At 42.2% G+C, this 23233-nt stretch carries 26 protein-coding genes; 3 read left to right on the top strand and 23 right to left on the bottom strand.

Going from position 1 to position 23233, the window contains the following annotated elements:
* Position 1 precedes the first annotated feature (1 nt).
* The 11 genes from SM123_RS05090 to SM123_RS05040 form a co-directional block, all read right to left on the bottom strand.
* Positions 2-667: an MmcQ/YjbR family DNA-binding protein gene (locus SM123_RS05090; RefSeq protein ID WP_155124838.1), complete on the bottom strand. Its 666-nt coding sequence runs from the start codon at positions 665-667 to the stop codon at positions 2-4.
* A 103-nt stretch (positions 668-770) separates the two neighbouring features.
* The gene (locus SM123_RS05085) at positions 771-1406 is read right to left on the bottom strand and encodes a copper homeostasis protein CutC (protein WP_320909126.1); all 636 of its coding nucleotides are present in this window, start codon (positions 1404-1406) and stop codon (positions 771-773) included.
* Positions 1407-1427: 21 nt separating this feature from the next.
* Entirely contained in the window at positions 1428-2030 is a 603-nt protein-coding gene (locus tag SM123_RS05080) for a hypothetical protein (protein WP_195189585.1), read from the bottom strand.
* A 275-nt stretch (positions 2031-2305) separates the two neighbouring features.
* Positions 2306-3262, bottom strand: a complete 957-nt coding sequence (locus tag SM123_RS05075) for an ABC transporter permease (protein ID WP_003007618.1) — start codon at positions 3260-3262, stop codon at positions 2306-2308.
* Positions 3262-4323 carry an ABC transporter permease gene (locus SM123_RS05070; RefSeq protein WP_003007621.1) on the bottom strand — a complete coding sequence of 354 codons (1062 nt, stop codon included), beginning with the start codon at positions 4321-4323 and terminating at the stop codon, positions 3262-3264. The genes SM123_RS05075 and SM123_RS05070 overlap by 1 nt, the downstream gene beginning before the upstream one ends.
* Positions 4316-5851: an ABC transporter ATP-binding protein gene (locus SM123_RS05065; RefSeq protein ID WP_118095264.1), complete on the bottom strand. Its 1536-nt coding sequence runs from the start codon at positions 5849-5851 to the stop codon at positions 4316-4318. The genes SM123_RS05070 and SM123_RS05065 overlap by 8 nt, the downstream gene beginning before the upstream one ends.
* A gap of 128 nt (positions 5852-5979) precedes the next feature.
* Entirely contained in the window at positions 5980-7041 is a 1062-nt protein-coding gene (locus SM123_RS05060; RefSeq protein ID WP_003001669.1) for a BMP family lipoprotein, read from the bottom strand.
* A 75-nt stretch (positions 7042-7116) separates the two neighbouring features.
* Positions 7117-7506 (bottom strand): cytidine deaminase, encoded by a 390-nt coding sequence (locus SM123_RS05055; RefSeq protein ID WP_227038338.1) that lies wholly within the window; start codon positions 7504-7506, stop codon positions 7117-7119.
* Entirely contained in the window at positions 7493-8155 is a 663-nt protein-coding gene (gene deoC, locus SM123_RS05050; RefSeq protein ID WP_320909125.1) for a deoxyribose-phosphate aldolase, read from the bottom strand. Before deoC ends, SM123_RS05055 begins: the two co-directional genes overlap by 14 nt.
* A gap of 17 nt (positions 8156-8172) precedes the next feature.
* Positions 8173-9450 (bottom strand): pyrimidine-nucleoside phosphorylase, encoded by a 1278-nt coding sequence (locus SM123_RS05045; protein WP_320909124.1) that lies wholly within the window; start codon positions 9448-9450, stop codon positions 8173-8175.
* The gene (locus tag SM123_RS05040) at positions 9447-10040 is read right to left on the bottom strand and encodes a class I SAM-dependent methyltransferase (RefSeq protein ID WP_118095266.1); all 594 of its coding nucleotides are present in this window, start codon (positions 10038-10040) and stop codon (positions 9447-9449) included. The genes SM123_RS05045 and SM123_RS05040 overlap by 4 nt, the downstream gene beginning before the upstream one ends.
* 90 nt (positions 10041-10130) lie before the next feature.
* Here SM123_RS05040 and coaA point away from each other — a divergent pair, with 90 nt between their 5' ends.
* The 3 genes from coaA to SM123_RS05025 all read left to right on the top strand — a co-directional run bounded on the left by coaA (position 10131) and on the right by SM123_RS05025 (position 11972).
* Positions 10131-11051 (top strand): type I pantothenate kinase, encoded by a 921-nt coding sequence (coaA, locus tag SM123_RS05035; protein ID WP_118228093.1) that lies wholly within the window; start codon positions 10131-10133, stop codon positions 11049-11051.
* A gap of 96 nt (positions 11052-11147) precedes the next feature.
* A complete protein-coding gene (gene rpsT / locus SM123_RS05030) occupies positions 11148-11396 on the top strand; it encodes a 30S ribosomal protein S20 (RefSeq protein ID WP_003007640.1) in 249 nt (82 codons plus the stop codon).
* A gap of 66 nt (positions 11397-11462) precedes the next feature.
* Complete coding sequence (locus SM123_RS05025) at positions 11463-11972, top strand: DNA topology modulation protein (RefSeq protein WP_151191204.1); 510 nt, start codon at positions 11463-11465, stop codon at positions 11970-11972.
* A gap of 476 nt (positions 11973-12448) precedes the next feature.
* Here SM123_RS05025 and ldcB read toward each other — a convergent pair whose 3' ends face one another.
* The 12 genes from ldcB to SM123_RS04965 form a co-directional block, all read right to left on the bottom strand.
* Positions 12449-13228: an LD-carboxypeptidase LdcB/DacB gene (gene ldcB / locus SM123_RS05020; protein ID WP_151191205.1), complete on the bottom strand. Its 780-nt coding sequence runs from the start codon at positions 13226-13228 to the stop codon at positions 12449-12451.
* A 10-nt stretch (positions 13229-13238) separates the two neighbouring features.
* On the bottom strand, positions 13239-15023 hold the full coding sequence (locus tag SM123_RS05015; RefSeq protein WP_320909123.1) for a TcaA second domain-containing protein: 1785 nt from the start codon (positions 15021-15023) through the stop codon (positions 13239-13241).
* 66 nt (positions 15024-15089) lie between these two features.
* The gene (locus SM123_RS05010; protein ID WP_320909122.1) at positions 15090-16265 is read right to left on the bottom strand and encodes a DUF6574 domain-containing protein; all 1176 of its coding nucleotides are present in this window, start codon (positions 16263-16265) and stop codon (positions 15090-15092) included.
* Between the two features lie 165 nt (positions 16266-16430).
* Positions 16431-16715 (bottom strand): rhodanese-like domain-containing protein, encoded by a 285-nt coding sequence (locus tag SM123_RS05005; protein WP_201087731.1) that lies wholly within the window; start codon positions 16713-16715, stop codon positions 16431-16433.
* Between the two features lie 13 nt (positions 16716-16728).
* Positions 16729-17220, bottom strand: coding sequence for a prolyl-tRNA synthetase associated domain-containing protein (locus tag SM123_RS05000; protein WP_003001656.1), 492 nt, complete (start codon positions 17218-17220; stop codon positions 16729-16731).
* A 12-nt stretch (positions 17221-17232) separates the two neighbouring features.
* Positions 17233-17817 carry a uracil-DNA glycosylase family protein gene (locus SM123_RS04995; RefSeq protein WP_254726799.1) on the bottom strand — a complete coding sequence of 195 codons (585 nt, stop codon included), beginning with the start codon at positions 17815-17817 and terminating at the stop codon, positions 17233-17235.
* Between the two features lie 52 nt (positions 17818-17869).
* Entirely contained in the window at positions 17870-19276 is a 1407-nt protein-coding gene (pepV, locus tag SM123_RS04990; protein ID WP_320909121.1) for a dipeptidase PepV, read from the bottom strand.
* A gap of 34 nt (positions 19277-19310) precedes the next feature.
* The gene (locus SM123_RS04985; RefSeq protein ID WP_003001591.1) at positions 19311-19916 is read right to left on the bottom strand and encodes a nitroreductase family protein; all 606 of its coding nucleotides are present in this window, start codon (positions 19914-19916) and stop codon (positions 19311-19313) included.
* 148 nt (positions 19917-20064) lie between these two features.
* Positions 20065-20907 (bottom strand): metallophosphoesterase family protein, encoded by an 843-nt coding sequence (locus SM123_RS04980; RefSeq protein ID WP_320909120.1) that lies wholly within the window; start codon positions 20905-20907, stop codon positions 20065-20067.
* Between the two features lie 108 nt (positions 20908-21015).
* Positions 21016-21813, bottom strand: a complete 798-nt coding sequence (imm47, locus tag SM123_RS04975; protein ID WP_320909119.1) for an Imm47 family immunity protein — start codon at positions 21811-21813, stop codon at positions 21016-21018.
* A gap of 172 nt (positions 21814-21985) precedes the next feature.
* Complete coding sequence (locus SM123_RS04970; protein WP_320909118.1) at positions 21986-22393, bottom strand: hypothetical protein; 408 nt, start codon at positions 22391-22393, stop codon at positions 21986-21988.
* Complete coding sequence (locus SM123_RS04965; protein WP_320909117.1) at positions 22390-23130, bottom strand: hypothetical protein; 741 nt, start codon at positions 23128-23130, stop codon at positions 22390-22392. Before SM123_RS04965 ends, SM123_RS04970 begins: the two co-directional genes overlap by 4 nt.
* Positions 23131-23233: the final 103 nt, after the last annotated feature.

Genomic DNA, 23233 nt, shown 5'->3' with positions numbered 1-23233 from the left:
CTTATTTCCCCTTTTTTGTGAGTTGCCAACTACTATCCACTAGAGCAAACAACTCCTCATCAGCAATTGTTCCATCTAAGGGGATACTCACCCAATATTTTTTATTCATATGAAAAGCTGGATAAATCCCCTTCTGCTGGATGAAACGGGCTACTTGATCAGACTTAACATTCAAAACTTCTATTTTCCCAGACTTGCCAGCATCTAGTTTTTTCCAATCAATGGTCATAAAGACACCATACCACTTGAGGGTGTCTCGGTGGCGAATGGCACCAGATTCTGGAGATCTCTCCCACAAATACTCAATCGTTCCCTGATAGTACAGAGAGATATAGGCCATGAGACGCTTGGCTTGAGGATAGAGAAATTTCTCTACCTCAAAACAAGCTTGGCGAATCCTTGCAAGACTTTCCTGACAAGCTTCTCTGACTTGGCCAACGAAATTTCCTTGTAGCTGTTCCTGATGGATCTGGATATACTCGTCCCCTGTATCCTGATCATAGACCTGAAAAGATATCTTCTGGTCGCAGACACGGACCTTTAAGAGAAAAGAGTCCGATAAGACTGGGCACTGGTACTCATAGCCTGTCCCACTCTTTTCAAATCCATAAGCCAATCCCTTTTCTGGCTGAAAGGTGTATCGGTCAAAATAATGCTCTAAAAACATTTTCTCTCCCTTATTCATTTTTGCACTAGAAGAGGCTGGAAACAACGTCCCCAACCTTGATAACGGATCTTCAAAACTACTTCAAGCAGTGAGCGTTTCTTCTTTAAAACACGATGCGCGTGCCATGCAGTTGACAAACACCCAATTGCTCCAAAAAGAGCTGACGATTGTCAAGGGTCACACCCCCACCTGGCAGGATCTGAATCTTTCCCTTAGCCGCAGCTAATAAACGATGATAGTGGGCAAAACGTTGCTCGAGTGTGGCACCTGGATTTCCACCTCGTGTTAAAATGCGGGCCACACCCTGATCAGAAAGCCACTCAATCGCTTCTAGCTGATCTGTATGAGCTAACTCATCAAAGGCCATATGAAAGACCACCTCTGCCTCTCCACAGGCTGCTAGTAAAAGCTGCATGACCTTCTGGTCCAACTTTCGATCGCTCGACAGCGCACCCAGAACAAAACAAGTAACCCCTATTTCTTTCGCAGCACGAATATCCGTCAGCATAGCTTCGACTTCCAGATCAGTGTAGACAAAATCTCCACCACGGGGCCGAATGATCACACATAGATCCACAGACTTCGCTCTTGTCAGTTTGATTGCTTCATTGACCACACCTATACTCGGTGTGGTCCCGCCTACTGCCAGGTTGTCGCACAGTTCAATGCGACCTGCCCCAGCAGCAATCGCCTTATCAATATAAGTTAAATTCTCTGCACAAAATTCAAAGACAAGCATGACAACTCCAATTACAAAGACTTAAAACAAGGATATACTAACAGTTACCTTAGCATTGCCATTTTCCACTCTCGCTTTTGAGATACTATAGCCTGCTTGAGGGATCTCAAGGGTGATTTGATCACCATTCACTGTAAAGCCGCCTCCATTTTGATTGGATTGATCCTTCAAATAGTTGAGAACCAAGAATTTTGGAATGGGCATTTTCCCTAATTTAGCACCGGTCACGGTCAAATTCATGACATTGTTTTCGACTTGACCAGTCATGGTTAAATCTAGATAGCTATCAACTGGCCCTAATGATACAGGAACTTTGACGTGAAGGTCATTGCCATCCATTCCTAGTGCCATCTTTTGATAGTCAGAATTGTCAAGGGCGGATCCAGCACTTGCTTTTACGACCTGACTCAATTGCACAGAATTGAGACTTAGCTCAGTTGAGAGCCCTTCGGTGCTCACAGAAGCGTTTGAAACTGCATTTTTAGCCAGCTCAATCAAAGAACTCCCTGCCTGCACATTTCTCAGCTGCTCCCCTTCAGGAATTGATCCAGGAACCAACAGGATCACTAATAAAATAAATAAAACGATCACCATGCCAATCAGGCGTCTTATCCACTTAAACATCTGCTCCTCCGATACATGAAAAGTTGTATTCTTATTGTACCCTAAATCTAAAGAAATTGCGACTAAGAGGGGCCTTTACAAAGCAAAAGAGAGCGTGGGACAGAAATCGGTAATTCGTTAGAATTCGATTTCGTCGTCCCACCTCCGCACAGTTGAGTAGGGCTGTAAAAGCTGATGAAATCAGCGTAGTAGAGCCCACTCAACCACTGCGTCTTACTCGACAATCCAAAAACAATTGAGAGGCTAGGACTTTTGTCCCAACCTCTCTTTGTGCATTATTTAGATTTAATGTAGTTAACACCATCTGCTTTTGGTGCGACTGCTTGTCCGAAGAAGGCTGCCAAGACAACCATGGTCAAGACGTAAGGCGCAATTTGCAAGTAGATGGATGGGATACCTTTAAGCAAAGGCAATTGATTCCCGATAACAGCCAAACTTTGCGAAGCTCCAAAGAAGAGACTAGCCAGCATGGCCCCGATTGGGTTCCATTTCCCGAAAATCATAGCTGCGAGGGCAATGAACCCAGGACCAACAATAGTAGTCACCGCAAAGTTAACGGAAATAGATTGAGCGTATATGGCTCCTCCAATACCAGCTAGGGCACCTGAGATCATCACTCCTAAGTAGCGCATTTTATAAACATTGATTCCCAATGTATCTGCTGCTTGTGGGTGTTCCCCAACTGAACGAAGACGCAATCCAAATTTTGTCTTGAACATGATAAACCAAGCAAAGAATGAAAAGAGAATCGCAACCCAGCCGATGATGCTGGCATTGTTGAAGAAAATATCCCCAATGACCGGAATTTTAGATAAGACTGGAATTGACGTTTTCCCGAAGGCAACTTTGATATTATCAGTTTGTCCCTTGTTATACATCGCTTTAACAAGGAAGACTGCCAATGGAGGTGCCATCAAGTTCAATACTGTACCTGAGACGATATGGTCAGCACGGAAATGAATGGTTGCCACCGCGTGAATCAAGGAGAAGAGTACTCCAATCCCTGCAGCAACGATCAAGGACAACCATGGTGTCAAACTTCCTAACTCAGGTTCAAAAGTCAAGTTAAAGATAATACCTGAGAAGGCTCCCATAACCATGATTCCTTCTAGACCAACGTTAACAACCCCAGCGTGTTCTGAGTATGCTCCTCCGATACTTGTGAAGATCAGCGGCGCCGCATACACAATCATAGAGGAAACAAGAATACTTAAAATCGTTACAATACTCATTAGTTTGCTCCTCCTTTTTTAGCTGAACGCATCGAGATCATCTTTTCAATAATGTAGTGAGCACATACGAAGAAGATAATGGATGCTGTCACAATTTGAACGACTTCTTCAGGGATGGCAGCTGGCTTCATACCAACTCCCCCAATTTGAAGTGCTCCAAACAAGAAGGCAGCAAATGGAATACCAATTGGTGAATTCATCGCAAGAAGGGCAACGGCCATTCCGTTAAATCCAACACTCATTGAGCTGGTTTGAACGTAGACATTTGAGTAAATACCTAGACCTTCTGCTACCCCACCGATACCAGCAAGAGCACCAGAAATGATCATAGAAAGGATAATGGTCCGTTTTGCAGACATCCCAGCATATTCTGCCGCATTCGCATTGAGACCAACGGCACGGATTTCAAAACCAAGTGTTGTTTTCTTCATCAAGAACCAGATGACCACCACTGCGATGATGGCAAAAAAGATCCCGATGTTCATTTGTGATTTGTCTGTCAAATTACGCAACCACTCCGTTTGGTAGACAGCGTTAGCTCCCACATCAATGGTTGAGTCCTTATTTTTCATCAAGGAAGCTGGGAAGCTATGAATCAAGGCATTCCCACCATAGAGAACAATGTAGTTCATCATAATGGTGATAATGACCTCACTGGTTCCGAGATAGGCACGAAGGAAACCAGGAATCGCTCCAATAAATCCACCTGCGATAGCCGCAATCAAAACGGTCATCGGAATCATCAGTAAGCGAGGCATATTTGGGAAGGAAAGGGCAAACCAAGTCGCCATGATCCATCCTGCAAAAGCCTGACCAGGAAGTCCAACGTTAAAGAAGCCGGCCCGGCTAGCTACCGAAAATCCAAGAGCAACTAAAATCAGTGGCCCCATAGCACGGGAAATATTACCCCAACTCTTAATCGAACCAAAGGCTTTCTTAAACAGCAATTCATATCCCCAAAGGGCATCATAGCTGAAGGCCCACATAATAATGGCACCTAAGACCAGTCCTAAAAGGACAGACACCAATGGAACAGCAATTTGTTTTAAATTCTTATTCATTTGATGCTCCCTCCTTTACTTGTCCTCCTGCCATGAGGATTCCAAGTTCTTGCTTATTCGTTGTTTCAGGGGTTACGATCCCTTGGATCTTCCCATCATGAATAACTGCAATACGGTCAGAAACATTCAAAATTTCATCTAATTCAAAGCTGACAACCAGAACGGCTTTTCCATTATCCCGTTCTTGAATCAAACGTTTGTGGATATATTCGATCGCTCCAACGTCCAATCCACGAGTCGGCTGGCTGACGATTAAGAGATCTGGATCGCGATCGATTTCGCGAGCGATAATGGCTTTTTGCTGGTTCCCTCCTGAGAGAGCCTTAGCAGGTACCACTTCACTGGCTGCACGAACGTCAAACTCTTCCATCAACTTCTTGGCATAAGAGGTAATATTTGGATAATTTAAAATACCATTCTTGCTAAGAGGTTCTTTGTAGTAAGTTTGAAGAGCCATGTTTTCAGAGATCATCATATCAAGGACCAAACCATCCCGGTGACGGTCTTCAGGGACGTGCCCTACCTTCATTTCTGTGATTTGACGTGGACGTAGTCCTACAACATCCTTGCCTTTAATCTTAATTGAACCCGATTTTACCTTCCGTAGACCTGTAATGGCTTGGATCAACTCAGACTGACCATTTCCATCAATCCCTGCGATCCCAACGACTTCACCAGCACGAAGTTCCAGTGACAAATTCTTAACAGCTGGGACACCACGGTTTTCGTTTACAACCAAGTTTTCGATCGACAAGACCACTTCTTTCGGTTGAGAAGGACCTTTTTCAGTCTTAAAGGAAACAGAACGGCCGACCATCATTTCGGCCAAGTCTTGGTTAGTAGCTCCACCAATCTCTACTGTCTCAATAGATTTCCCACGGCGAATAACCGTTACGCGGTCTGAAACAGCACGGATTTCATCCAACTTGTGCGTAATCAAGATAATGGATTTTCCTTCATTCGCCAAGTTCTTCATGATTGTCATCAATTCTTCGATTTCAGCTGGTGTCAACACTGCAGTTGGTTCATCGAAGATCAGGATGTCGGCTCCACGATAAAGCGTCTTTAAGATTTCCACACGTTGCTGCGCACCAACGGAAATATCCTCAACTTTAGCATGTGGATCTACTGCCAAGCCATATTTTTTAGACAAATCAAGGATATCTTGGCTGGCTTTTTTAAGGTCCAAAACACCATGTTTAGTGGTTTCAGAACCAAGGATGATATTTTCAACAACAGTGAAGGCTTCAACCAACATAAAGTGTTGGTGCACCATTCCAATTCCTAAAGAAGCTGCTTTTGAAGGTGAGTCTAGGTTAACAGTATTTCCATTTACCACAATGTCTCCGCTTGTTGGTTCCAACAAACCAGCCAGCATATTCATCAGGGTAGATTTCCCTGCACCATTTTCTCCAAGAAGTGCATGGATTTCACCTTTGCGCAACTGAAGATTAATCTTATCATTTGCTACAAAGTCACCAAATTTTTTGGTAATCTCACGCATTTCGATGACATATTCATGTGTCATGTGGGTGTTTTCCTTTCAAAATTTTTTATTTCAATAAAATCTGCTAGAGAACTAACAGATTTTATTGAGACAAAAATGTCTCACTTTAAAAGAAACGGCCCTTAAAGGGAGGGCCGCCCAATCAAATATTATTTTTCAGGAACTTTAAGAGATCCATCAAGGATTTTAGCTTTGGCATCTTCGACAGCTTTTTTAGCATCTGCAGAAAGGTTGTCAGTTGTCAAATCAACTCCACCATCTTTCAAGCTATAAGTAATCACTTTACCGCCAGGGAATTTACCGTCAGCAGCTTTCTTAGCCAAGTCTTTTACAGATTCTCCGACTTTCTTCAAGCTTGAAGCCAAGACAAAGTTAGATTTTTTACCATCTTTAGAAGTGTATTCACCTTCAGCTTTTTGGTCACGGTCCACACCAAGAACCCAAACTTTTTCGTCTTCATTTTTCTTCTCGTTCAAGTCTTTTGCTTCAGAGAAGACACCTGCTCCAGTACCACCAGCTACTTGATAGATAACGTCAGCACCTGCAGCGTATTGTGCAGCAGCAATTGTTTTACCTTTAGCAGCGTCACCGAATGAACCAGCGTAGTCTACTTGAACTTTGATAGATGGGTCAACAGATTTAACACCAGCTTCAAATCCAGCGCGGAAACGAGTGATAACTTCACTTTCCATACCACCTACAAAACCAACTTGTTTAGTTTTTGTAGTTTTCGCAGCAGCGATACCAGCAAGGTAACCAGCTTCGTTGTCGGCAAAGACAGCAGATGCTACGTTCTTTTTACCTTCAATACGGTCGTCAATGATAACAAAGTTTGTTTCTTCGTTGTCAGAAGCCGCTTTTTCTACTGCATCACGCAAGGCAAAACCAACACCAAAGATCAATTTGTAGTCGTTAGAAACAGCTTCATCAAGGTTTGTCGCATATTGAGATTCATCTGTTGATTGGAAGTAGTCAAATCCGTTCCCTTTAGAAAGACCGTTTTCTTTCCCCCAAGCTTGCAAACCTTCCCAAGCAGATTGGTTGAATGATTTGTCATCCACACCACCAGTATCGGTAACGATAGCAGCTTTCAAATCAGTTTTTGATTCTGAGTTTGCGCTATCTTTTTTAGACGCACGATTTCCACATGCTGCAAGTCCGATAGCAGCGACAGTTACTAGACCAAGGCCTAGCCATTGTTTCTTGTTCATTACTGAACCTCCTAAATTATTGTGCAACATTGTTGCGAAGTATTGAAAGGGTCAAAAGACCGCCTCACAGAACTATTAAGTCAGGTCTGTAAAGGAATATGGAAGTAATTCCTTGACCGTCATCACGACCGTCGATTTATCTTTAGATACTAAGGTTACAGGAAGGTCTGGCTCAAAAAATTCAGCCATGACCTGGCGACAAGCACCACATGGAGAGATGGGCTTTTCTGTTTGCCCGTAGATAATGAGCTCTTGAAACTCACGAGCTCCTTCAGAAACAGCTTTAAAAATGGCTGTCCGTTCTCCACAGTTGGTTAAACCAAAACTGGCATTTTCGATATTGACACCTGTATAGATTTCGCCATCCTTCGTTAGCAGTACAGCTCCAATTGGGAAATGAGAGTAAGGCACATAGGCTTGTTTACTCACTTCAACTGCTAAGTTGATCAACTCAGTAGTCGCCATGAGCCACCCTTCCTTCCATGATGGCTACACCAGAAGAAGTCCCGATACGGGTCGCACCTGCTTCGATAAAAGCAAGAGCATCTTCATAAGAGCGAGCACCACCAGAAGCTTTAACACCCATGTCGGGTCCAACAGTTTGACGCATTAAGGCCACATCTTCAACCGTTGCTCCTCCAGTTGAGAAGCCAGTTGAAGTCTTCACAAAGTCTGCGCCAGCTAACTTAGCGATTTGACAAGCAACGATCTTTTCATCATCTGTTAAGAGACAAGTCTCAATGATGACTTTGACCAGCTTATCACCGCTCGCTTCGACTACAGCTTGGATATCTTCTTCAACTAGTGCTAAATTCTTAGACTTAAGAGCCCCAATATTAATGACCATGTCAATCTCATCGGCACCGTTTTGAATAGCATTTTTTGTTTCACACGCTTTGACAAATGGTGTATTTGCTCCTAAAGGAAAACCAATGACGGTACAAACTTTAACGTCTGAATCGCGCAAGCCCTCAGTCGCAAAATTCACCCATGTCGGGTTCACACAGACACTCGCAAAATCATAAGCCTTAGCTTCTTCGATTAGCTTTTCGATCTGTTCTTGTTGCGCATCTGGTTTTAAAAGAGTGTGATCGATATATTTATTTAACTTCATACAATCTCCTGAGCTGCTTAAGATATTATTTCAATAATTTCTTTAACGCTTTCAGCCCTTTCTAGTATTTTAACATTTTTTTTGAATTCTGTAACTCTTTCTTGTGAATTTTTTTCATTCATGAAAATGCGGGCAATGCGTTCCCCTTTTTTGACGTGCTCTCCCACTTTTTTGTCAAACACAATCCCTGTTTCATAATCGAGGGGATCTGATTTGACAGCACGACCAGCACCCAGGCGCATAGCAAACAAACCAAACTCCATGGCAGGTAAAGCAGCAATGACGCCATCTTGGTCCGCTGTTACTTCAAGGACCTGATCCACTTTAACGGGACGATGCAAATCTTCTAAGTCTCCACCTTGAGCCACAACCATTTCTTCAAACTTCGCTAAAGCCTGACCATTTTTCAAGTGTTCATGGATGGCTTCAATCGATTGATCTACATTGGCCAATTTCAACATGATTTGCGCTAATTCACAAATAAACTCTGTGACATCAGCACGCCCCTGTCCTTTCAGAATATCCAGGGCTTCCAAAATCTCTAAACGATTGCCAATACTGGTTCCCAATGGTTGGCTCATATCTGTAATAACAGCGATGGTTTTCCGACCCACTGCATTTCCAAGATCCACCATGGTACGTGCTAAGCGACGAGCATCCTCAATATTCTTCATGAAGGCACCCTCGCCCACTGTCACGTCCAAAAGAATGGCATCCGCACCAGCAGCAATTTTCTTACTCATGACGGAGCTAGCAATCAAAGGAATGGTATCCACTGTCGCCGTTACATCACGCAGAGCATACAAGAGTTTGTCTGCTTTTACGAGTTGGTCGGATTGACCAATGACCGATAAGCCGATCTCCTGCACCTGCTGGATAAATTCCTCTTGAGTCCGTTCAATCTGAAAGCCTTTAATGGATTCCAACTTATCGATGGTCCCACCTGTGTGGCCTAAGCCACGACCACTCATTTTGGCAACCGGCACTCCGAAACTCGCAACCAAAGGCACCAAGACCAAGGTCACCTTGTCTCCCACACCACCAGTCGAATGTTTGTCTACCTTGATTCCTGGAATAGCTGACAGATCAAACTGTTGCCCTGTTCGGACCATCTTCATGGTCATATGAGAAATTTCTTCCGTCGTCATCCCTTTAAAATAAACGGCCATAGCAAAAGCGGACATTTGGTAATCTGGAACCGTTCCAGCCACATAGCCCTCAATCAGCCATTCAATTTCTTCCTTGTTTAAGGCAAGACCATCTCTTTTTTTCTGAATGATATCTACTGCTCTCATGATTCTTTCTCACTTCTTAAAATATAATATCCTTTGTCTTTTTTTACGGTCTCACAATTGCCAAACGTCTCTTCCATCTTGGCCTTAGCGCTGGGAGCTCCTTGTTTTTTTTGAATGACAATGGTCAAATCTCCACTTGGTTTCAAATGTTCAAAACTACCAGTGATCACTTGGTGAACGACTTTCTTACCAGCTCGGATTGGCGGATTGCTGATCACATGGTCAAAGACCCCTTCTACTGCTTCATAGACATCTGAAGAAAAGATCTGAGCTTCCACGCCGTTTCGGCTGGCATTTTTCTGAGCCAAGTCCAGCGCCCGCTCATTGACATCGACCATAGTCACTGCAACTCCCTGGGCTTTAGCTAGAGAAAGGCCAATTGGACCATAGCCACAGCCAACATCAAGGACACTTTCCCCTTCTTGAAAATCCAAAGTTGATAAGAGCACCTGGCTTCCATAATCAATCATTTTTTTACTAAAGACGCCGGCGTCCGTATAAAAATTCATCTTTTGCCCCAATAAAACAACAGCCAGATCATGAATATCATGGGCTGCATCTGGGTTTACATCGAAATACATTTTACTCATAAGGTTATTTTATCATAATTCACTCCTTTTTTAAATCGTTTACATGACCTCTAAAAATTGGTATACTAAAGACTACAATAGGAGTGACATATGGACAAAGAATTTCTACATTTTGAAAAAATTAATAGGGAAACTTGGCAAAATTTGCACCGCAAAACCACCCCACCTCTCTCTCAAACAGAGCTCAATTCTATTAAAAGTTTTAACGACCGCATCAACCTCCAGGATGTACGTGACGTCTACCTGCCTTTGACAAACCTGATTGGAATCTACAAGCGTTCCAAAGAAGATTTGGCCTTCTCAAAAGGTATTTTTCTTCAAAAAACGAGTGAACGCCAACCCTTTATCATTGGGGTTTCAGGGAGCGTTGCGGTTGGAAAATCTACCACTAGCCGTTTACTTCAAATCCTGCTGTCGCGAACCTTCGAAGGCTCGACAGTAGAATTGGTGACAACAGATGGCTTCCTCTATCCAAATGCTATCTTAAAAGAACAAGAGATCCTCAATCGAAAAGGATTTCCAGAAAGCTATGATATGGAATTGCTCCTTGATTTTCTTAATCAAATCAAAAACAACAAGAGCGTAGAAATCCCTGTCTATTCCCACGAAATATACGATATTGTCCCAGATGAGAAGCAAACGATTTTACCAGCTGATTTTGTCATTGTCGAAGGAATCAATGTCTTTCAAAATCCGCAAAATGACAGTCTCTATATGACCGATTTCTTTGATTTTTCAATCTATGTGGATGCCGCGGTCGACGATATCGAATCTTGGTATATCGATCGCTTCCAAAAACTTCTTGAATTAGCTCAAAATGATCCCAATAACTACTACTATCGATTTACAGAGCAACCCCTAGAAGAAGTTTTAAGCATGGCCCATCAGGTCTGGGAATCCATTAATTTAGTTAACTTACAACATTACATTCAACCAACCAGAAACCGAGCTGATCTGATTCTCCATAAAGCAACCAACCATGAAATCGACGAAATTTATCTCAAACGCTAGAGAAAATGGCCTGTTAACGGTACTTTTTTAAGGAAAAGCTATTTTAGGCTTGTCAAATCTTAACTTTTCATATATAATGAGATAGTTAGATTATCAATGGAGGTGAATAACTTGGCAAACATTAAATCAGCTATCAAACGCGCTGAATTGAACGTTAAACAAAACGAAAAAAACTCAGCTCAAAAATCAGCTATGCGTACTGCAATCAAAGCTTTTGAAGCAAACCCATCTGAAGAACTTTACCGCGCTGCTAGCTCAGCTATCGATAAAGCAGAAACTAAAGGTTTGATCCACAAGAACAAAGCTAGCCGTGATAAAGCACGTCTTGCAGCGAAACTTGGTTAATCAAGAACAGCATAAAAATCAAGCTCTCCGGAGCTTTTTTTGTGCCTAATTTTTTGAGAGGTGCTTATGAAAATTGTTATTATCGGCTATTCTGGATCTGGAAAATCTACCTTGGCTGAAAACTTAGCTCGCTACTACTCCATTCCCAAGCTCCATATGGACACCCTTCAATTTCAACCGGGCTGGATAGACAGTGACCGGGATTGGATGGAGAAAGAGATGAGACAGTTTCTCAGCGATCATAGAGACTGGGTCATTGATGGCAATTACTCTTGGTGCTGCTATGAGGAAAGAATGGAGCAAGCCGACCAGATTATCTTTCTCAACTTCTCTCGTTGGAACTGCCTCTTTAGAGCCTGGAAACGATACCGCCGTTATAAGGGACGCGTCCGTGAGAGTATGGCGGCAGGTTGCCCCGAACGCTTTGACTGGGAATTCATCCGTTGGATCCTTTGGGACGGTCGCCAAGCTAGACAGGTCACACGCTATCAGACTATCGGCCAAAACTATCCAGACAAATTTCTCTCTCTCAAGAATCAAAAAGAGCTGGATGAGTTTCTAAAAAACATACAATAAAAAGGTTGGGATATCTATCCCAACCTTAAAATGTAGACAAACTATTTTAAAGTAAAATAAATTAAGCGATTCTGATAAGAAATAAAATTGAGTTCAATTTTTTAGATGAATCAAGAAAATACCAAGACTTTCCGCTGTGAGTAAAGTGCCTGAAACAATAACGATTCAGGCACTCGGAATTATTGAGAGTAAAACAGTTTGGGAAACTGTTTTAGCCTGAGCCCAGAAATTAAAGAGCGAAGAGGCTCAATACAAATTGAACACGGGCTGCGGATTGTGTCAAAAAGATAAGTTCTCCTAGAATCAAAAGATTCTGCGTCAAACTTCCTATTTTGACTTTATCCGCAGACGCCCTTTGTATCTTAATTTAGTCATGGAACTTCGTAGAAGTTCGCTGACGTCCGTACTCACCTAAGGAAAGTTTTTTATATGACTTTGTCTTCAATCTGAGGTTGGGATGTCAATCCCAACCTTTTTTATTTATCAACGTAATCGCCACCGGTGAAGCCATAGTATTCTTCCAGACTCAAACCTGAGTCAGCGATATCTTGTGCTTCTTTTCCGATATAGCGGAGATGCCAGCTCTCTGGCATGTAGCCTGTCACTTTTTCTTTTCCTTCTTGGTAGCGAACCACAAAGCCATATTTAGCGGCGTTCTTGAGCAACCACTTACTTGGTCCAGGTTCAGTTACCAAATTACCACTGGTATCGATCAAATCAAAGGTCAAACCAGTTTGGTGTTCACTATAACCCGGTCTTGCGGAATAACGATCTGCTGCCTCCTGACCATCTTGATTGACATAGTTTTGATAGAGGCCAACTTGGGTATCGTAGCTACGAAAACCACTATATTGGTCACTGATCGGATAACCTTCTGCCTGCATGGCTGCGATCAATTCATGAAGGGCTGAAACAGCTTCAGGATCTTCACCTGGGTTAAAGTCAGGCGACAAGGGATAATGTTTGTTGGCGATCATGACCTCACCATATTTCCCTTTGACACTATAGTAGGAACCATTATAGCTGACACCAGAATCCACTTTCACATCTGACTTACCAGCTTTTGACGACTCTTCTTTGCCAGTTTCTTTTGACGTATCCTTTGCAGAAGACGTTCCTTTGGAAGACTTAGTCTGCGTTTGTTTAGTTTCTTCTCTTGCAGAAGATTTAGAACTAGTGGATTGAGATTGGGAGCAAGCTGTCAAGGTTAACAAGGCAACTGTCACCAAAGTTAATTTGGAAAATCTTGCTTTCATGAGGAATCTCCTATGATTCTTTTGTTACGACAATATCCGTAATCACATAACTTGCACCTACTTTTTTCAAAGTGTAGGTCTTGTACTTGCGGTTTTGTGAATCTGGATGGCTATCGGTATAATGCACGGTAAAGTCTTCATAAGTCTTGATCGTCACCACACCATTTTCTTCAGTGACACTTTGAATGTCCAATGCTCCTGGAGTATAGTAGTCAATTTTAGCCTTTCGAACACCATCACCAGTTGTGAATTCAACCATGTCCTTGTACGCTTGACTTTGTGTGTCATAGTATTTAGAGTAGGTGTTGTTTCGGTTTGAAACGGAGCTAAAGACTGCGTCGCGGTACTCTTTCAAGAACTCTTCTGCCAAGGTCCGATTTTGTTCTTCTTTGGCTGCTTGCTCTTTCTTAGCATCTTGTGCACTCTTGATGCGTTTTAGGGTATCTTTGGCTAGTTTAAGTTCGATCGGATCGTTCTCACCCTCTTCAATCGTCACCTTAGCCTTCTCAGTTGTATAGGTTTCCCCATTCATGTTGAAGACAGCATGCACTTCAATTTCTTGATAAGGGATGCTATCTACCTCAAAGGTCGTGCTGGTTCCGACTTCTTTGCCGTTAACCACAACCTTCACATCTGTTGGGTTTTCAACTTCATCTGGAAACTCAACTTCTAAATTGCGTTTTTCAGAATTCAACTGCAATTCTAAGTTATTCTTGGTTGCTTTTTTAGGATTGAGATGGATCTTAGAAGTAACATTTCCGACCTCTGTTTTAGCAGTCAATTCCATTTCTTTTGTATTGTAATGGAAAGAACCAAGGTCTGTCACTGCATCTTTCTTCAAGGTCACCGTTTTATTGGCAGCCACTTTAAGTTTGGCTTGATCCAAATTAGTCTTGACCTTCACTTGCACTGGATAGCTAGCCACACGATATTCTTGGAAGATTCCAAATTTCTTGTCCGCCTTTTCCAAACCAAAGATCTTGTTTCCAGATTTATCCGTATAGCTGCCTTCTCCACCATTATCGATGATCTTGTTCAACTCTGTACCGATATCAATCCCTTGATCTTCCATGCTGGTAATAAAGCTTTCGGCTTCATCCTTTGTCCATTTATCGTTATCGGTTGAAAGCAGATCTGCTGCTTCGCGATAATCCTTGGTGTCCACTGCCTTAATAAATTTATCTGCAGTCACTTCGACACGCGTTGTTGACTGGAAGTAAAAGAAGGCTGCTACCAAAGCGATCACAAGGACTGCAATAGCAGAAATAATCCCAATTTTCTTCTTGGAAAGTTTCTTTTCACCCTTCGTTTTAGGGGCCTTTTGTTTTTTCTGAGCTGGGCCTGCTTCTGTAACATTTGGACCAGCAAAGACCTGCGTTTGCTCAGCGGCAAGTGGAGCCGTATACTCTTGAGTTTGCTGTTGAGGGACATATTCCTGTGTTTCTTCAGTTGCATCTGGGGTTACAAATTCTGCTTCAGGCACAGGTCCTACAAAAAACTCAAAGTTTTGACTTTTAGCCGCGGTAAATTCTTCTGCACTTGGCTTGCGCCCATAGGTTTCTTCAAAATGTTGCAACCAAGCCTGACGAGCTGCTAGAAGAGGATCGACATTCTTCACTTCTTCAACTGGTTCAAGCACCGGTTCCTCTACAGGAGCTACTTCTTCTGGAGCATTGCCTGCGATAGACTGAATTTGTTTTAAATCAAATCCACAGGCTTTCCCAGCCATAAACTCTTCTGGTGACGGTTTGCGACCAATCACTTTTTCAAATAATTCAACCCATTTCTTTTGCATGGATCTCTTCTCCCTCATTATAAAATAGGGAAAGTGGGTTCCCCCACCTTCCGTTTTGTGATATTGTTAGAATCCAAAGTTAGAGAAATTTGGAGCACTAGGAATAAATCCTACGGCTACTTGTTCTAAAATACGAGCATTCACATAAATGACAAAGATGGCAATGAGAAGCAAGACAACAGATGATGCTACTAGAAGCAAGAATTTATCTGCTTTAAAGCTTGTCTTGTTCAATCCTTGATGAACGACATAGCATGTTCCAACAAAGAACAAGAAGAAAATAAGGAAGTTTACAAAGCCATAAAATTCATAAACTTTTACAAGACCTACTAAGAAAGCAAGAAGGGCAAGTGGCAAAGTGTAAACAGACAAACGTCCAAACTCTTCAAATGAACGACCGTAACTGTATTCCTTATCTTGAAGAACCACACGACGAACAAAGAATCCAGCTACTTGGAAGGCGTAAAGGCTAAAGAATAGGGAAATCAATGTCAACATAAAGGCACGGAAATCCATTCCATAACCACCTGTAAATCCACTAGCTGTGAAGAAAGTGCCCAAGGTCAAGACAAAGGCAGTTAAGACATACTGTAAAATTCCGTTAAGAGCTTTTGGATTTTCTACAGCTGTTGGACGTTTCAAAGCTGAAAGGAACCAATTCCAGTAACCACCAACGGCTACACCAAATTGACTTGGTTGGCCAGGATAAGGTTGTCCTGGTTGACCTTGGTAAGGAGCCTGTTGATAAGCTGCTTGTGTAGGTTGTTGGTAGGTTTGTTGTGGAGCTTGTTGGAAAGCAGGTCCATTCGCTGGAGCTGCTTGAGGGGCCGGTTCTTGAACTGGAGCTGCAACTGGTTCTTCTGCAGGAGCAGCTGGCGCTGCGACAAACTCTGGAGCTTGTGGAGCTGCGACTGGTTCTTCTGTTGGGGCAGTTGGTGCTGCGACAAACTCTGGGGCTTGAGGAGCTGCTGGCGCTGCAACAAACTCTGGGGCTTGTGGAGCAGCAACTGGTTCTTCCACAGGGGCAGTTGGCGCTGTAACAAATTCTGGGTCTTGTGGAGCTGCTACTGGTTCTTCAACAGGGGCAGTTGGCGCTGCAACAAATTCTGGGGTTTGTGGGGTTTCTGGAACCACTACTTCTTCTTGAAATTCTCCTGCAGCCAGTGCTTGAGCAATTTCTTCTGCACTAGCAGAACGACCATTTACGGCTTCGAAATAATCCAGCCAATCTTGTTTTGACATAATGAATCTCCTTAACTATTGTTTATACTAGGGTATTATACAAAATTTCTGAACCATTTTCAATGAAAGACTGGGAAATCCCTGTAATATCTTTTGAAAAACATACAAATTCTACTCATTTTTAGAAATTAGTAAAGAAAACGACCTCTTTTCAGAGGTCGTTTCTTAGGATTCAAATGCATCCATGCCGCCTTGGACGTTGGTCACATCATAGCCTTGCTCTTCCAAAAATTGGCAAGCACGTGCTGAGCGTCGCCCTGACTTGCAGATGACATAATAGGGATGATCCTTCTCTAATTCCTGGTAGCGATTTGCTAACTCAGATAAGGGAAGAAGACGAACCCCATCTAAGTGAAGGGCATCATATTCCTCCTGCTCGCGTACATCAAGAACGTGTAAATCTCCTTGTTGATAAGCTTGGTAAAAGCTTGAAAATGGAATTTCTTTCATGATTTCTCCTTTGTTATGGAAGGGTTAGAATTTCATAATGAAAGCCAATAGCCTCTAAAAATCGGAACAAGTCTTGGGTTTTAATAAAGATCGTTTTTTCGTTGGTATTGGGATGAAAGGTCATGATCTCCTCTGACACAATGTCTTTATCGAAATAGACTCGAATATCTTTTTCTTCATTGTTCAATAAACCAAATGGAGAAACCGTTCCTGGCGGTAATTGCATTTTTTCAGCTAAAGAATCTGCTGAAGCCATGCGGATCCGGTTGGCTTCCACTTGCTCTTTGAAATCATCCATATCCAATGGCTTCTGGTCATCCATGATGAGCAAATAGTATTGGGTTTTCTTCTTGTTGGTCAAAAACATGGTCTTGGTCCGGACACCTTCTAAGCCTTCAATATAAGAATCCGCTTGCTCCGTCGTGAATGCAGGTGGGTGTTCCACCACATCAAATGAAATTCCCAACTCATCTAATTTTTCTTTAACTTGTTGATAAGGATCCATCTTCGCTCTCCTTTATTTTTGAATGATCTCTTGGACTAAGGTTTGCAATTCTGGGACCACTTCTGCCTCAAACCAAGGATTTTTAGCCATCCAGATTTGATTGCGAGGGGAAGGGTGAACGAGTGGAAAATAGGTTGGCAAATAATCTTTAAAATGGTGAACCCGTTCGGTTACCTTGCCACTAACCTTTTCATGAAGGTAGTATGCTTGGGCATATTGTCCAATTAAGAGGGTCAATTCAATATCCGGACACTCCTTGAGGAGTTGAGGGTGCCACTTTTCCGCAAAGCCTTTGCGAGGTGGAAGGTCACCAGATTTTCCATGCCCTGGGAAATAAAAGTCCATAGGAATGACCGCAAACAAACCAGAATTATAAAAGGTGTCTTCGTCAACTCCTAACCATTCGCGCAGGCGGTCACCACTCTTATCCTTCCAGTAAATACCAGCTTCTTCCGTCTTCATCCCTGGAGCTTGTCCGATGATATTGATGCGAGCTGTCTTTGGAGCTGCAAAGAGTGGCTCGATTCCTTTATCCGTATATTCTTTATTTTGAGGATCTGCCATAATGGCTTGTTTAATGCTTTCAATCGTTGACATAAGTCCTCCTTCTATGGAAAAACTCAGCCAGAAAAACTGGCCGAGTAGTGGATTATTTGATTAGTTCATAGATGGCTTCTGCGTAAATAGCTGCTGCACGATAGAGGTCTTCAACATCTGCGAACTCATTAGCTTGGTGCATAGTATTGACATAGTCTGGGAACATAGCTCCAAAGGCAACCCCACGTTTCAAGAGGCGACCAAAGGTACCACCACCGATCACTTGTTCATGTCCTTTGAGGCCAGTTTGTTTTTCGTAAACACGCAAGAGGGTGGATACCAATTCATCATCCATCGGAACATAGTGAGGTGTGTGACCGTGGGCTGACAAGCTTACTGTAGCCACTCCTTCGATCTTTTCAAGGGTGGATTTGATGGTTTCAGGATCTGTACCTTGAGGGTAACGGATATTGAGGGCAATAGTGTTGTCTGCTTGGCTTTCATCAAAATGGAAGACACCTGCATTCATGCTCAATGGTCCCATTTTCGCATCTGTATGGGCAATTCCTAATTTTTCACCGGCAAAATCTTCGTGAAGAAGTGAAGCTGTCACATGAAGGTAAGCCTTAGCAGCACCACCAAAATCAAATTGGTTCAACAAGAGAGCCAAGTAGGTCGCACCATTAATTCCATCTTCAGGGGTTGATCCGTGAGCAGATTTCCCAACAATCGTAACGGTATAGGTTTCTTCATCAACAGTTGAGATTTCATACTGAAGCTGGTGTTCCTTAGCAAAGGCATCTAAGAGGCCAGCAAGATCTGGTAGTTGTCCAGAAACGACTGCAGTCGCTGACTCTGGTACCATGTTTTCACGAAGGCCACCTGTAAAGCTATGAAGATGGGCACTTCCTGTGTTGTCATTTCCAAAATGAAGGTACTCAGTGATGTTTCCTTTTTCCCCATTGATGATTGGGAATTCCGCATCTGGTGAGAAGCCAAAATCTGGCTCAGGAAGTCCGACATGTTTGAAATAGTAATCCATGTCGCCCCATCCTGATTCTTCATCCGTACCGACAACAAAGCGCACGCGCTTAGAAACAGGGAGTCCTAGGTCTTTAATGATCTTCAAACCATAGTAGCAGGCCATTGTAGGCCCTTTATCATCAGACGAACCACGCGCATAGAGCTTGCCATCGATAATTTCTGGTTTATATGGATCTGTCTTCCAGCCACTACCTGCAGGCACGACGTCCATATGGGCAAAGATCCCAAGCTCTTCTTCTCCTTCACCAAAAGTAAAGTGACCGGCATAATTGTCGACATTCTTGGTTTCATAGCCATCACGTTTGGCAATTTCCAAGAATTTTTCAATAGCTTTTACAGGACCAGGTCCAAAAGGATGCTCTGCATCTGCCTTGCTGTCATCGCGTTCAGAATTGATTTCCAAGAGGCTGTATAGGTCAGCCATCATCTCATCGCGACGTTTTTCTACTTCTGCTTTAAAGTCAACTGTTGTCATGAATTCCTCCTCAATCTTCTTATTGCTAATTGGCTTAGCGTTTGTCAATGATTTCGTCCACTGGTAAGCGATAGCTTGGCTCTACTTTTTCAGCCGCATAACCAACCGTAATCAAGACTTCCGGACGGAAACGCTCTTCGATGTCCAATACTTCATTGATTTTTGATTTATCAAATCCCAAGATAATATTGGTTCCAATGCCTTGGTCCGTCAAAGCAAGTACCAAGTTCATGGCCACAAGACCGGCATTCAAAGCCAAGTAATCACTTGTTTGTTGGGCATCATAGCGCGCAAATTCAGCAGGAAGATTTTGCATAAAGTATTGCAACTGCTCGTCTGTGAAGTTTTTCACTCCACCGACACGCGCAATCTTGCGAGCCCGTTTTTGCAAATCAGTATCTGTAAAGAGGGCGATGGTCACAGGTGCTTCCATGACTTGGTCATAGTTTGCACCATAGGCTAATTTTGCCAATTCAGCATTTTTTTGACGAACGACCACAAATTTCCAAGGCTGGCTATTGTGGGCGCTAGGGGCCAAGGTGGCGATCTCAATGGCAGTCCGTACATCCTTTGGATCGACCGGTTGATCAGTGAAATGCTTGATCGCATGGCGTTTTTTATTGAGCTCTAGAAATTTCATAAGCTTCTTCCTTTTCTATTTCTGTTACCTCTATTTTAACACAAAATGAAAGAGCTTGCAGGGTTTTACAGCCTAAGATTGTGAAAAAAGAAGCGGACATTTTGAAGATCCGCTTCTTTTTTATAAGTTGAATACACAAGAGATCTATCTATGATTCATTGGAAAGATTGAAATAGGTAGCTACTTCTTTGCCATAACCGTATTTCTCAATTAAGCTAGTTAGGAGCTCGATGTTATGGCCTCGATAGTTATCCTCGTGTCTCAATTCTTCGTACATCTCAATAAAGGGAAGGCCCTTGTCCTTGGCATCTTGGAGCTCTGCTTCATAGTCATAGGCTACCTTCCGGAATTGCAGGTTGGTCACCCCATCTTCTTCGACATCGATCAGAGTATACTGGGCCCTGTGGTTTTGAATTGGTTCCCAGTCGAAATATGGCATGCCAATAGTCCCTGGATTAAGAATCTGCTGGCCCTGACTGCCATAGCGAAGCAACTGCTTGTGAACATGACCGTAGATCGCCATATCCGTCTGGTCATCCAGCAATTGGTCAAAGTTCTCCGTCACATTTGCTGGACGCAAGTCTCCACCATAATTCTTTTCTGGCAAGTTGTGGGTCAGTGAAAAACGAATACCATTGACCTCCTTCTTCTCTACCAATGGAAGCGAACGAAACCAATCGATCCGCTTAGGATCTAGTCCTTCCATGAGGTACTGAGTGAGGCGAAGAAGTTGGATCTCCTGCGGATCCTCTAACCCGTACTCGCCATCCAAGGCCTCTAGGACACAATCATCCCAATTTCCTCGAACAGCCGCTGTAATCGGAATCTCATCCAGCAACTCAAAAAGGTCCTCTCTTCCAGGCCCCGGAAGCAAAATGTCTCCTAAAAGCCAGTATTCCGTTGTGCCTAGAGCACGCGCATCCGCAATCACTGCCTCCAGGGCTGTCGTATCTCCGTGTATATCAGATAAAATGGCGATTCGATGGTTCATATCTACTCCTTTATGGATTGAAAAATCTGTGTGCCTTAAGTATAACAAAAACGAGCAAAAATAAAAAATGTGATCACACTTGGATATCACATTTTAAACGACCAGTCATCATTTGATTTCAAAACCATAAAAATATTTTCTTCCTTCGACCCAGTCTCGCTTGGAAACATCTTCAATGTAATCAATCATATTATCGATATCTTTTCTTGAAATTGTTTCGTTAACTTTTACTGGAACCCTTTTACCAGTAAATGTAGAAAGGAGAGTAGATTGAAGGTATTTATGAAACTTACCTTCAACTTGGATACCAGTATACAATGAAGTCATGATTTCCTTAGCAAACATTCCCGGAAAGACAGGAGAGCCCTTATAGTAATAGGTATCTGGTTCTTTCTGTTCGCTTACTAGCGACCATAATTCTTCAACCTCTTCTTCGGTTGCTTCCTCCGTCGATAATTTCTGATCATAAAAATAATCATCCAATGCATCTTGGATCGCATATTCAATGTCTGAATCGCTATCTTCCCACTCGTCCCAAAGTGCAAGCAAATAAGGGACTACTTCATAGGACATCGTGTCCACAGCACCAGTGACAAATGTAAAAATAGCAAATTCTGACACATCGGATAAACATCTAAGATTGGAAACATCCCTTAAATCTTCATTGGTGCATACCGAGCAAAACAATCGAATACACAAATTTAAGACAGATTCATCTTTCGTTTGATTCATCAGTTCAATCAACAATGGTTTAACTGAAAAATCCCCCTTTTTTAATATCTCTGCAATCAGTAAAATACATTCTTTTTCATCAGAAATAGACTCTAGATTAGTTTTCAACTCTTTAAGAGACAAAGGACTAACCCCACCAAAATCTACTCCTGTCAGTAGTAAGTTATTTTCCATCAAACCTAAAATCCATTCGTTCCTATTGTATTTTAAGACGTGTGATCACATCTCGCCCCGCCTAAATCAGCATACAATAAAACTAGTATAACAAAAATGAGTACAAAACGTGAAAACCATCCACATGAATATGAATGGTTTAGACTATATTATAATAAGGTTCTAGAATGAACTAGATATTCCCTTCATCATCGGCTTCTTCATCCTCTACAACCTCTACATTCAAGTAACCATTATCTAGGTATTCTTCATGAGTGATTTCACCGCTATGATACATAAATTGCTTATTTAATTTTATGGACATTTGATTAAATTCTGAAAAGCTATCTGCTAATCCGTCTAGAGCCAAAAAGACATCTACAAAACCAGTTGTATAATCTTGATCTTTTGATGAAGAAATCTTATCTTTCTTTTTGTCTAACAAGGTAATTCCATTTTTTAATTGCTCCAAGTAGTCTTCTATTTCATTCTCACAAGTTTTTAAATCAATAAGATATTCAGAATTATCTATATGCTGTTTAATATTTAATTGTTCAAAAAAATCGATATATTGTCTTATTAGTTTGCTTACTTCAATCATTTATTTAGTCTCCGCCCTGCTCCTAATTTGGTCTTCATTTTGTTTATTGTACCGTCAATATTTATTACTTTTTTAAATTCTCCATTCGACTTAAATACTTCCAAATGGTCTTTATGCATACCATCTAAATATATCTGATCACCTTTTTTAAGCCCAGGAATACTCTTATCTACTACTTCATAAATAGTTTGTCCATCATATCGCTTCTTTGTCTTTCTCACCGAACTTTTTAACTGTTCACCAAAATCCGTCTCAAAAAATTCTTGCATATTATTAACTGGTGTAGGAATCGATCTTCCCCCACCTCTACCTTCAAATGCTGCAATCTTCTGTTTGTGATCGACTGAGATTTGTTGGATGCGATCGGCGAAATCATCTATCTTCGTTGAGACGTTAGACTTTGGTAGATTAACATTTCCATCCCCTGCAAGAGCAAAGGCAGGTTGACGTTGATTTCCAATGGAATCCATCATGTTTTGAACATTTTGTCGACCTGTTTCCATCGCATCATTGAAGTTCCGAATCATTGAAGTTCCGAACTTTATTGGAAGCGCTTCTGCTCCTGCTGCAACAGTTTTGTTCTTCACATTTGAAACACGGTTCTTGAAGTTATCAAAAGCTTCTCCAGCTTGAACCTTGACATCACCCACCTTGGTCTTAACTTCCGTCCAAGTTGTTTTGACACGATCTTTAATACTAGCCTTAAAGCTAGTCGCTTCCCCACTGTGGATGTTCACATTAGCTGCTTGACTTGCTCTATAGGATTTGTATTTATTCCCGAGGTGACCAGTAGCTGACTGGTAAAAAAGTGTTAGAAGTTTAAATCAAGTATAACAAAAA

Source organism: Streptococcus sp. S5 (assembly GCF_034134805.1).
In the GTDB taxonomy this organism is placed as follows: domain Bacteria; phylum Bacillota; class Bacilli; order Lactobacillales; family Streptococcaceae; genus Streptococcus; species Streptococcus lingualis.
Note: the sequence above shows the minus strand (reverse complement) of the source record. Positions and strands in the feature narration are given on the sequence as shown.

Excerpts from the sequence above, each read along its gene's own strand:
- rpsT (WP_003007640.1), top strand. The coding sequence starts at position 11,148 with ATGGAGGTGAATAACTTGGCAAACATTAAATCAGCTATCAAACGCGCT.
- deoC (WP_320909125.1), bottom strand. The coding sequence starts at position 8,155 with ATGAAGTTAAATAAATATATCGATCACACTCTTTTAAAACCAGATGCG.
- SM123_RS05080 (WP_195189585.1), bottom strand. The coding sequence starts at position 2,030 with ATGTTTAAGTGGATAAGACGCCTGATTGGCATGGTGATCGTTTTATTT.
- imm47 (WP_320909119.1), bottom strand. The coding sequence starts at position 21,813 with ATGGAAAATAACTTACTACTGACAGGAGTAGATTTTGGTGGGGTTAGT.
- SM123_RS05000 (WP_003001656.1), bottom strand. The coding sequence starts at position 17,220 with ATGGATCCTTATCAACAAGTTAAAGAAAAATTAGATGAGTTGGGAATT.
- coaA (WP_118228093.1), top strand. The coding sequence starts at position 10,131 with ATGGACAAAGAATTTCTACATTTTGAAAAAATTAATAGGGAAACTTGG.
- SM123_RS05060 (WP_003001669.1), bottom strand. The coding sequence starts at position 7,041 with ATGAACAAGAAACAATGGCTAGGCCTTGGTCTAGTAACTGTCGCTGCT.
- SM123_RS05025 (WP_151191204.1), top strand. The coding sequence starts at position 11,463 with ATGAAAATTGTTATTATCGGCTATTCTGGATCTGGAAAATCTACCTTG.
- SM123_RS05010 (WP_320909122.1), bottom strand. The coding sequence starts at position 16,265 with ATGTCAAAACAAGATTGGCTGGATTATTTCGAAGCCGTAAATGGTCGT.
- SM123_RS05055 (WP_227038338.1), bottom strand. The coding sequence starts at position 7,506 with ATGGCGACTACTGAGTTGATCAACTTAGCAGTTGAAGTGAGTAAACAA.
- SM123_RS05070 (WP_003007621.1), bottom strand. The coding sequence starts at position 4,323 with ATGAATAAGAATTTAAAACAAATTGCTGTTCCATTGGTGTCTGTCCTT.
- SM123_RS05040 (WP_118095266.1), bottom strand. The coding sequence starts at position 10,040 with ATGAGTAAAATGTATTTCGATGTAAACCCAGATGCAGCCCATGATATT.
- ldcB (WP_151191205.1), bottom strand. The coding sequence starts at position 13,228 with ATGAAAGCAAGATTTTCCAAATTAACTTTGGTGACAGTTGCCTTGTTA.
- SM123_RS05045 (WP_320909124.1), bottom strand. The coding sequence starts at position 9,450 with ATGAGAGCAGTAGATATCATTCAGAAAAAAAGAGATGGTCTTGCCTTA.
- pepV (WP_320909121.1), bottom strand. The coding sequence starts at position 19,276 with ATGACAACAGTTGACTTTAAAGCAGAAGTAGAAAAACGTCGCGATGAG.
- SM123_RS05015 (WP_320909123.1), bottom strand. The coding sequence starts at position 15,023 with ATGCAAAAGAAATGGGTTGAATTATTTGAAAAAGTGATTGGTCGCAAA.
- SM123_RS04985 (WP_003001591.1), bottom strand. The coding sequence starts at position 19,916 with ATGAAATTTCTAGAGCTCAATAAAAAACGCCATGCGATCAAGCATTTC.
- SM123_RS05090 (WP_155124838.1), bottom strand. The coding sequence starts at position 667 with ATGTTTTTAGAGCATTATTTTGACCGATACACCTTTCAGCCAGAAAAG.
- SM123_RS05075 (WP_003007618.1), bottom strand. The coding sequence starts at position 3,262 with ATGAGTATTGTAACGATTTTAAGTATTCTTGTTTCCTCTATGATTGTG.
- SM123_RS05085 (WP_320909126.1), bottom strand. The coding sequence starts at position 1,406 with ATGCTTGTCTTTGAATTTTGTGCAGAGAATTTAACTTATATTGATAAG.
- SM123_RS05005 (WP_201087731.1), bottom strand. The coding sequence starts at position 16,715 with ATGAAAGAAATTCCATTTTCAAGCTTTTACCAAGCTTATCAACAAGGA.
- SM123_RS04980 (WP_320909120.1), bottom strand. The coding sequence starts at position 20,907 with ATGAACCATCGAATCGCCATTTTATCTGATATACACGGAGATACGACA.
- SM123_RS04995 (WP_254726799.1), bottom strand. The coding sequence starts at position 17,817 with ATGTCAACGATTGAAAGCATTAAACAAGCCATTATGGCAGATCCTCAA.
- SM123_RS05065 (WP_118095264.1), bottom strand. The coding sequence starts at position 5,851 with ATGACACATGAATATGTCATCGAAATGCGTGAGATTACCAAAAAATTT.
- SM123_RS04970 (WP_320909118.1), bottom strand. The coding sequence starts at position 22,393 with ATGATTGAAGTAAGCAAACTAATAAGACAATATATCGATTTTTTTGAA.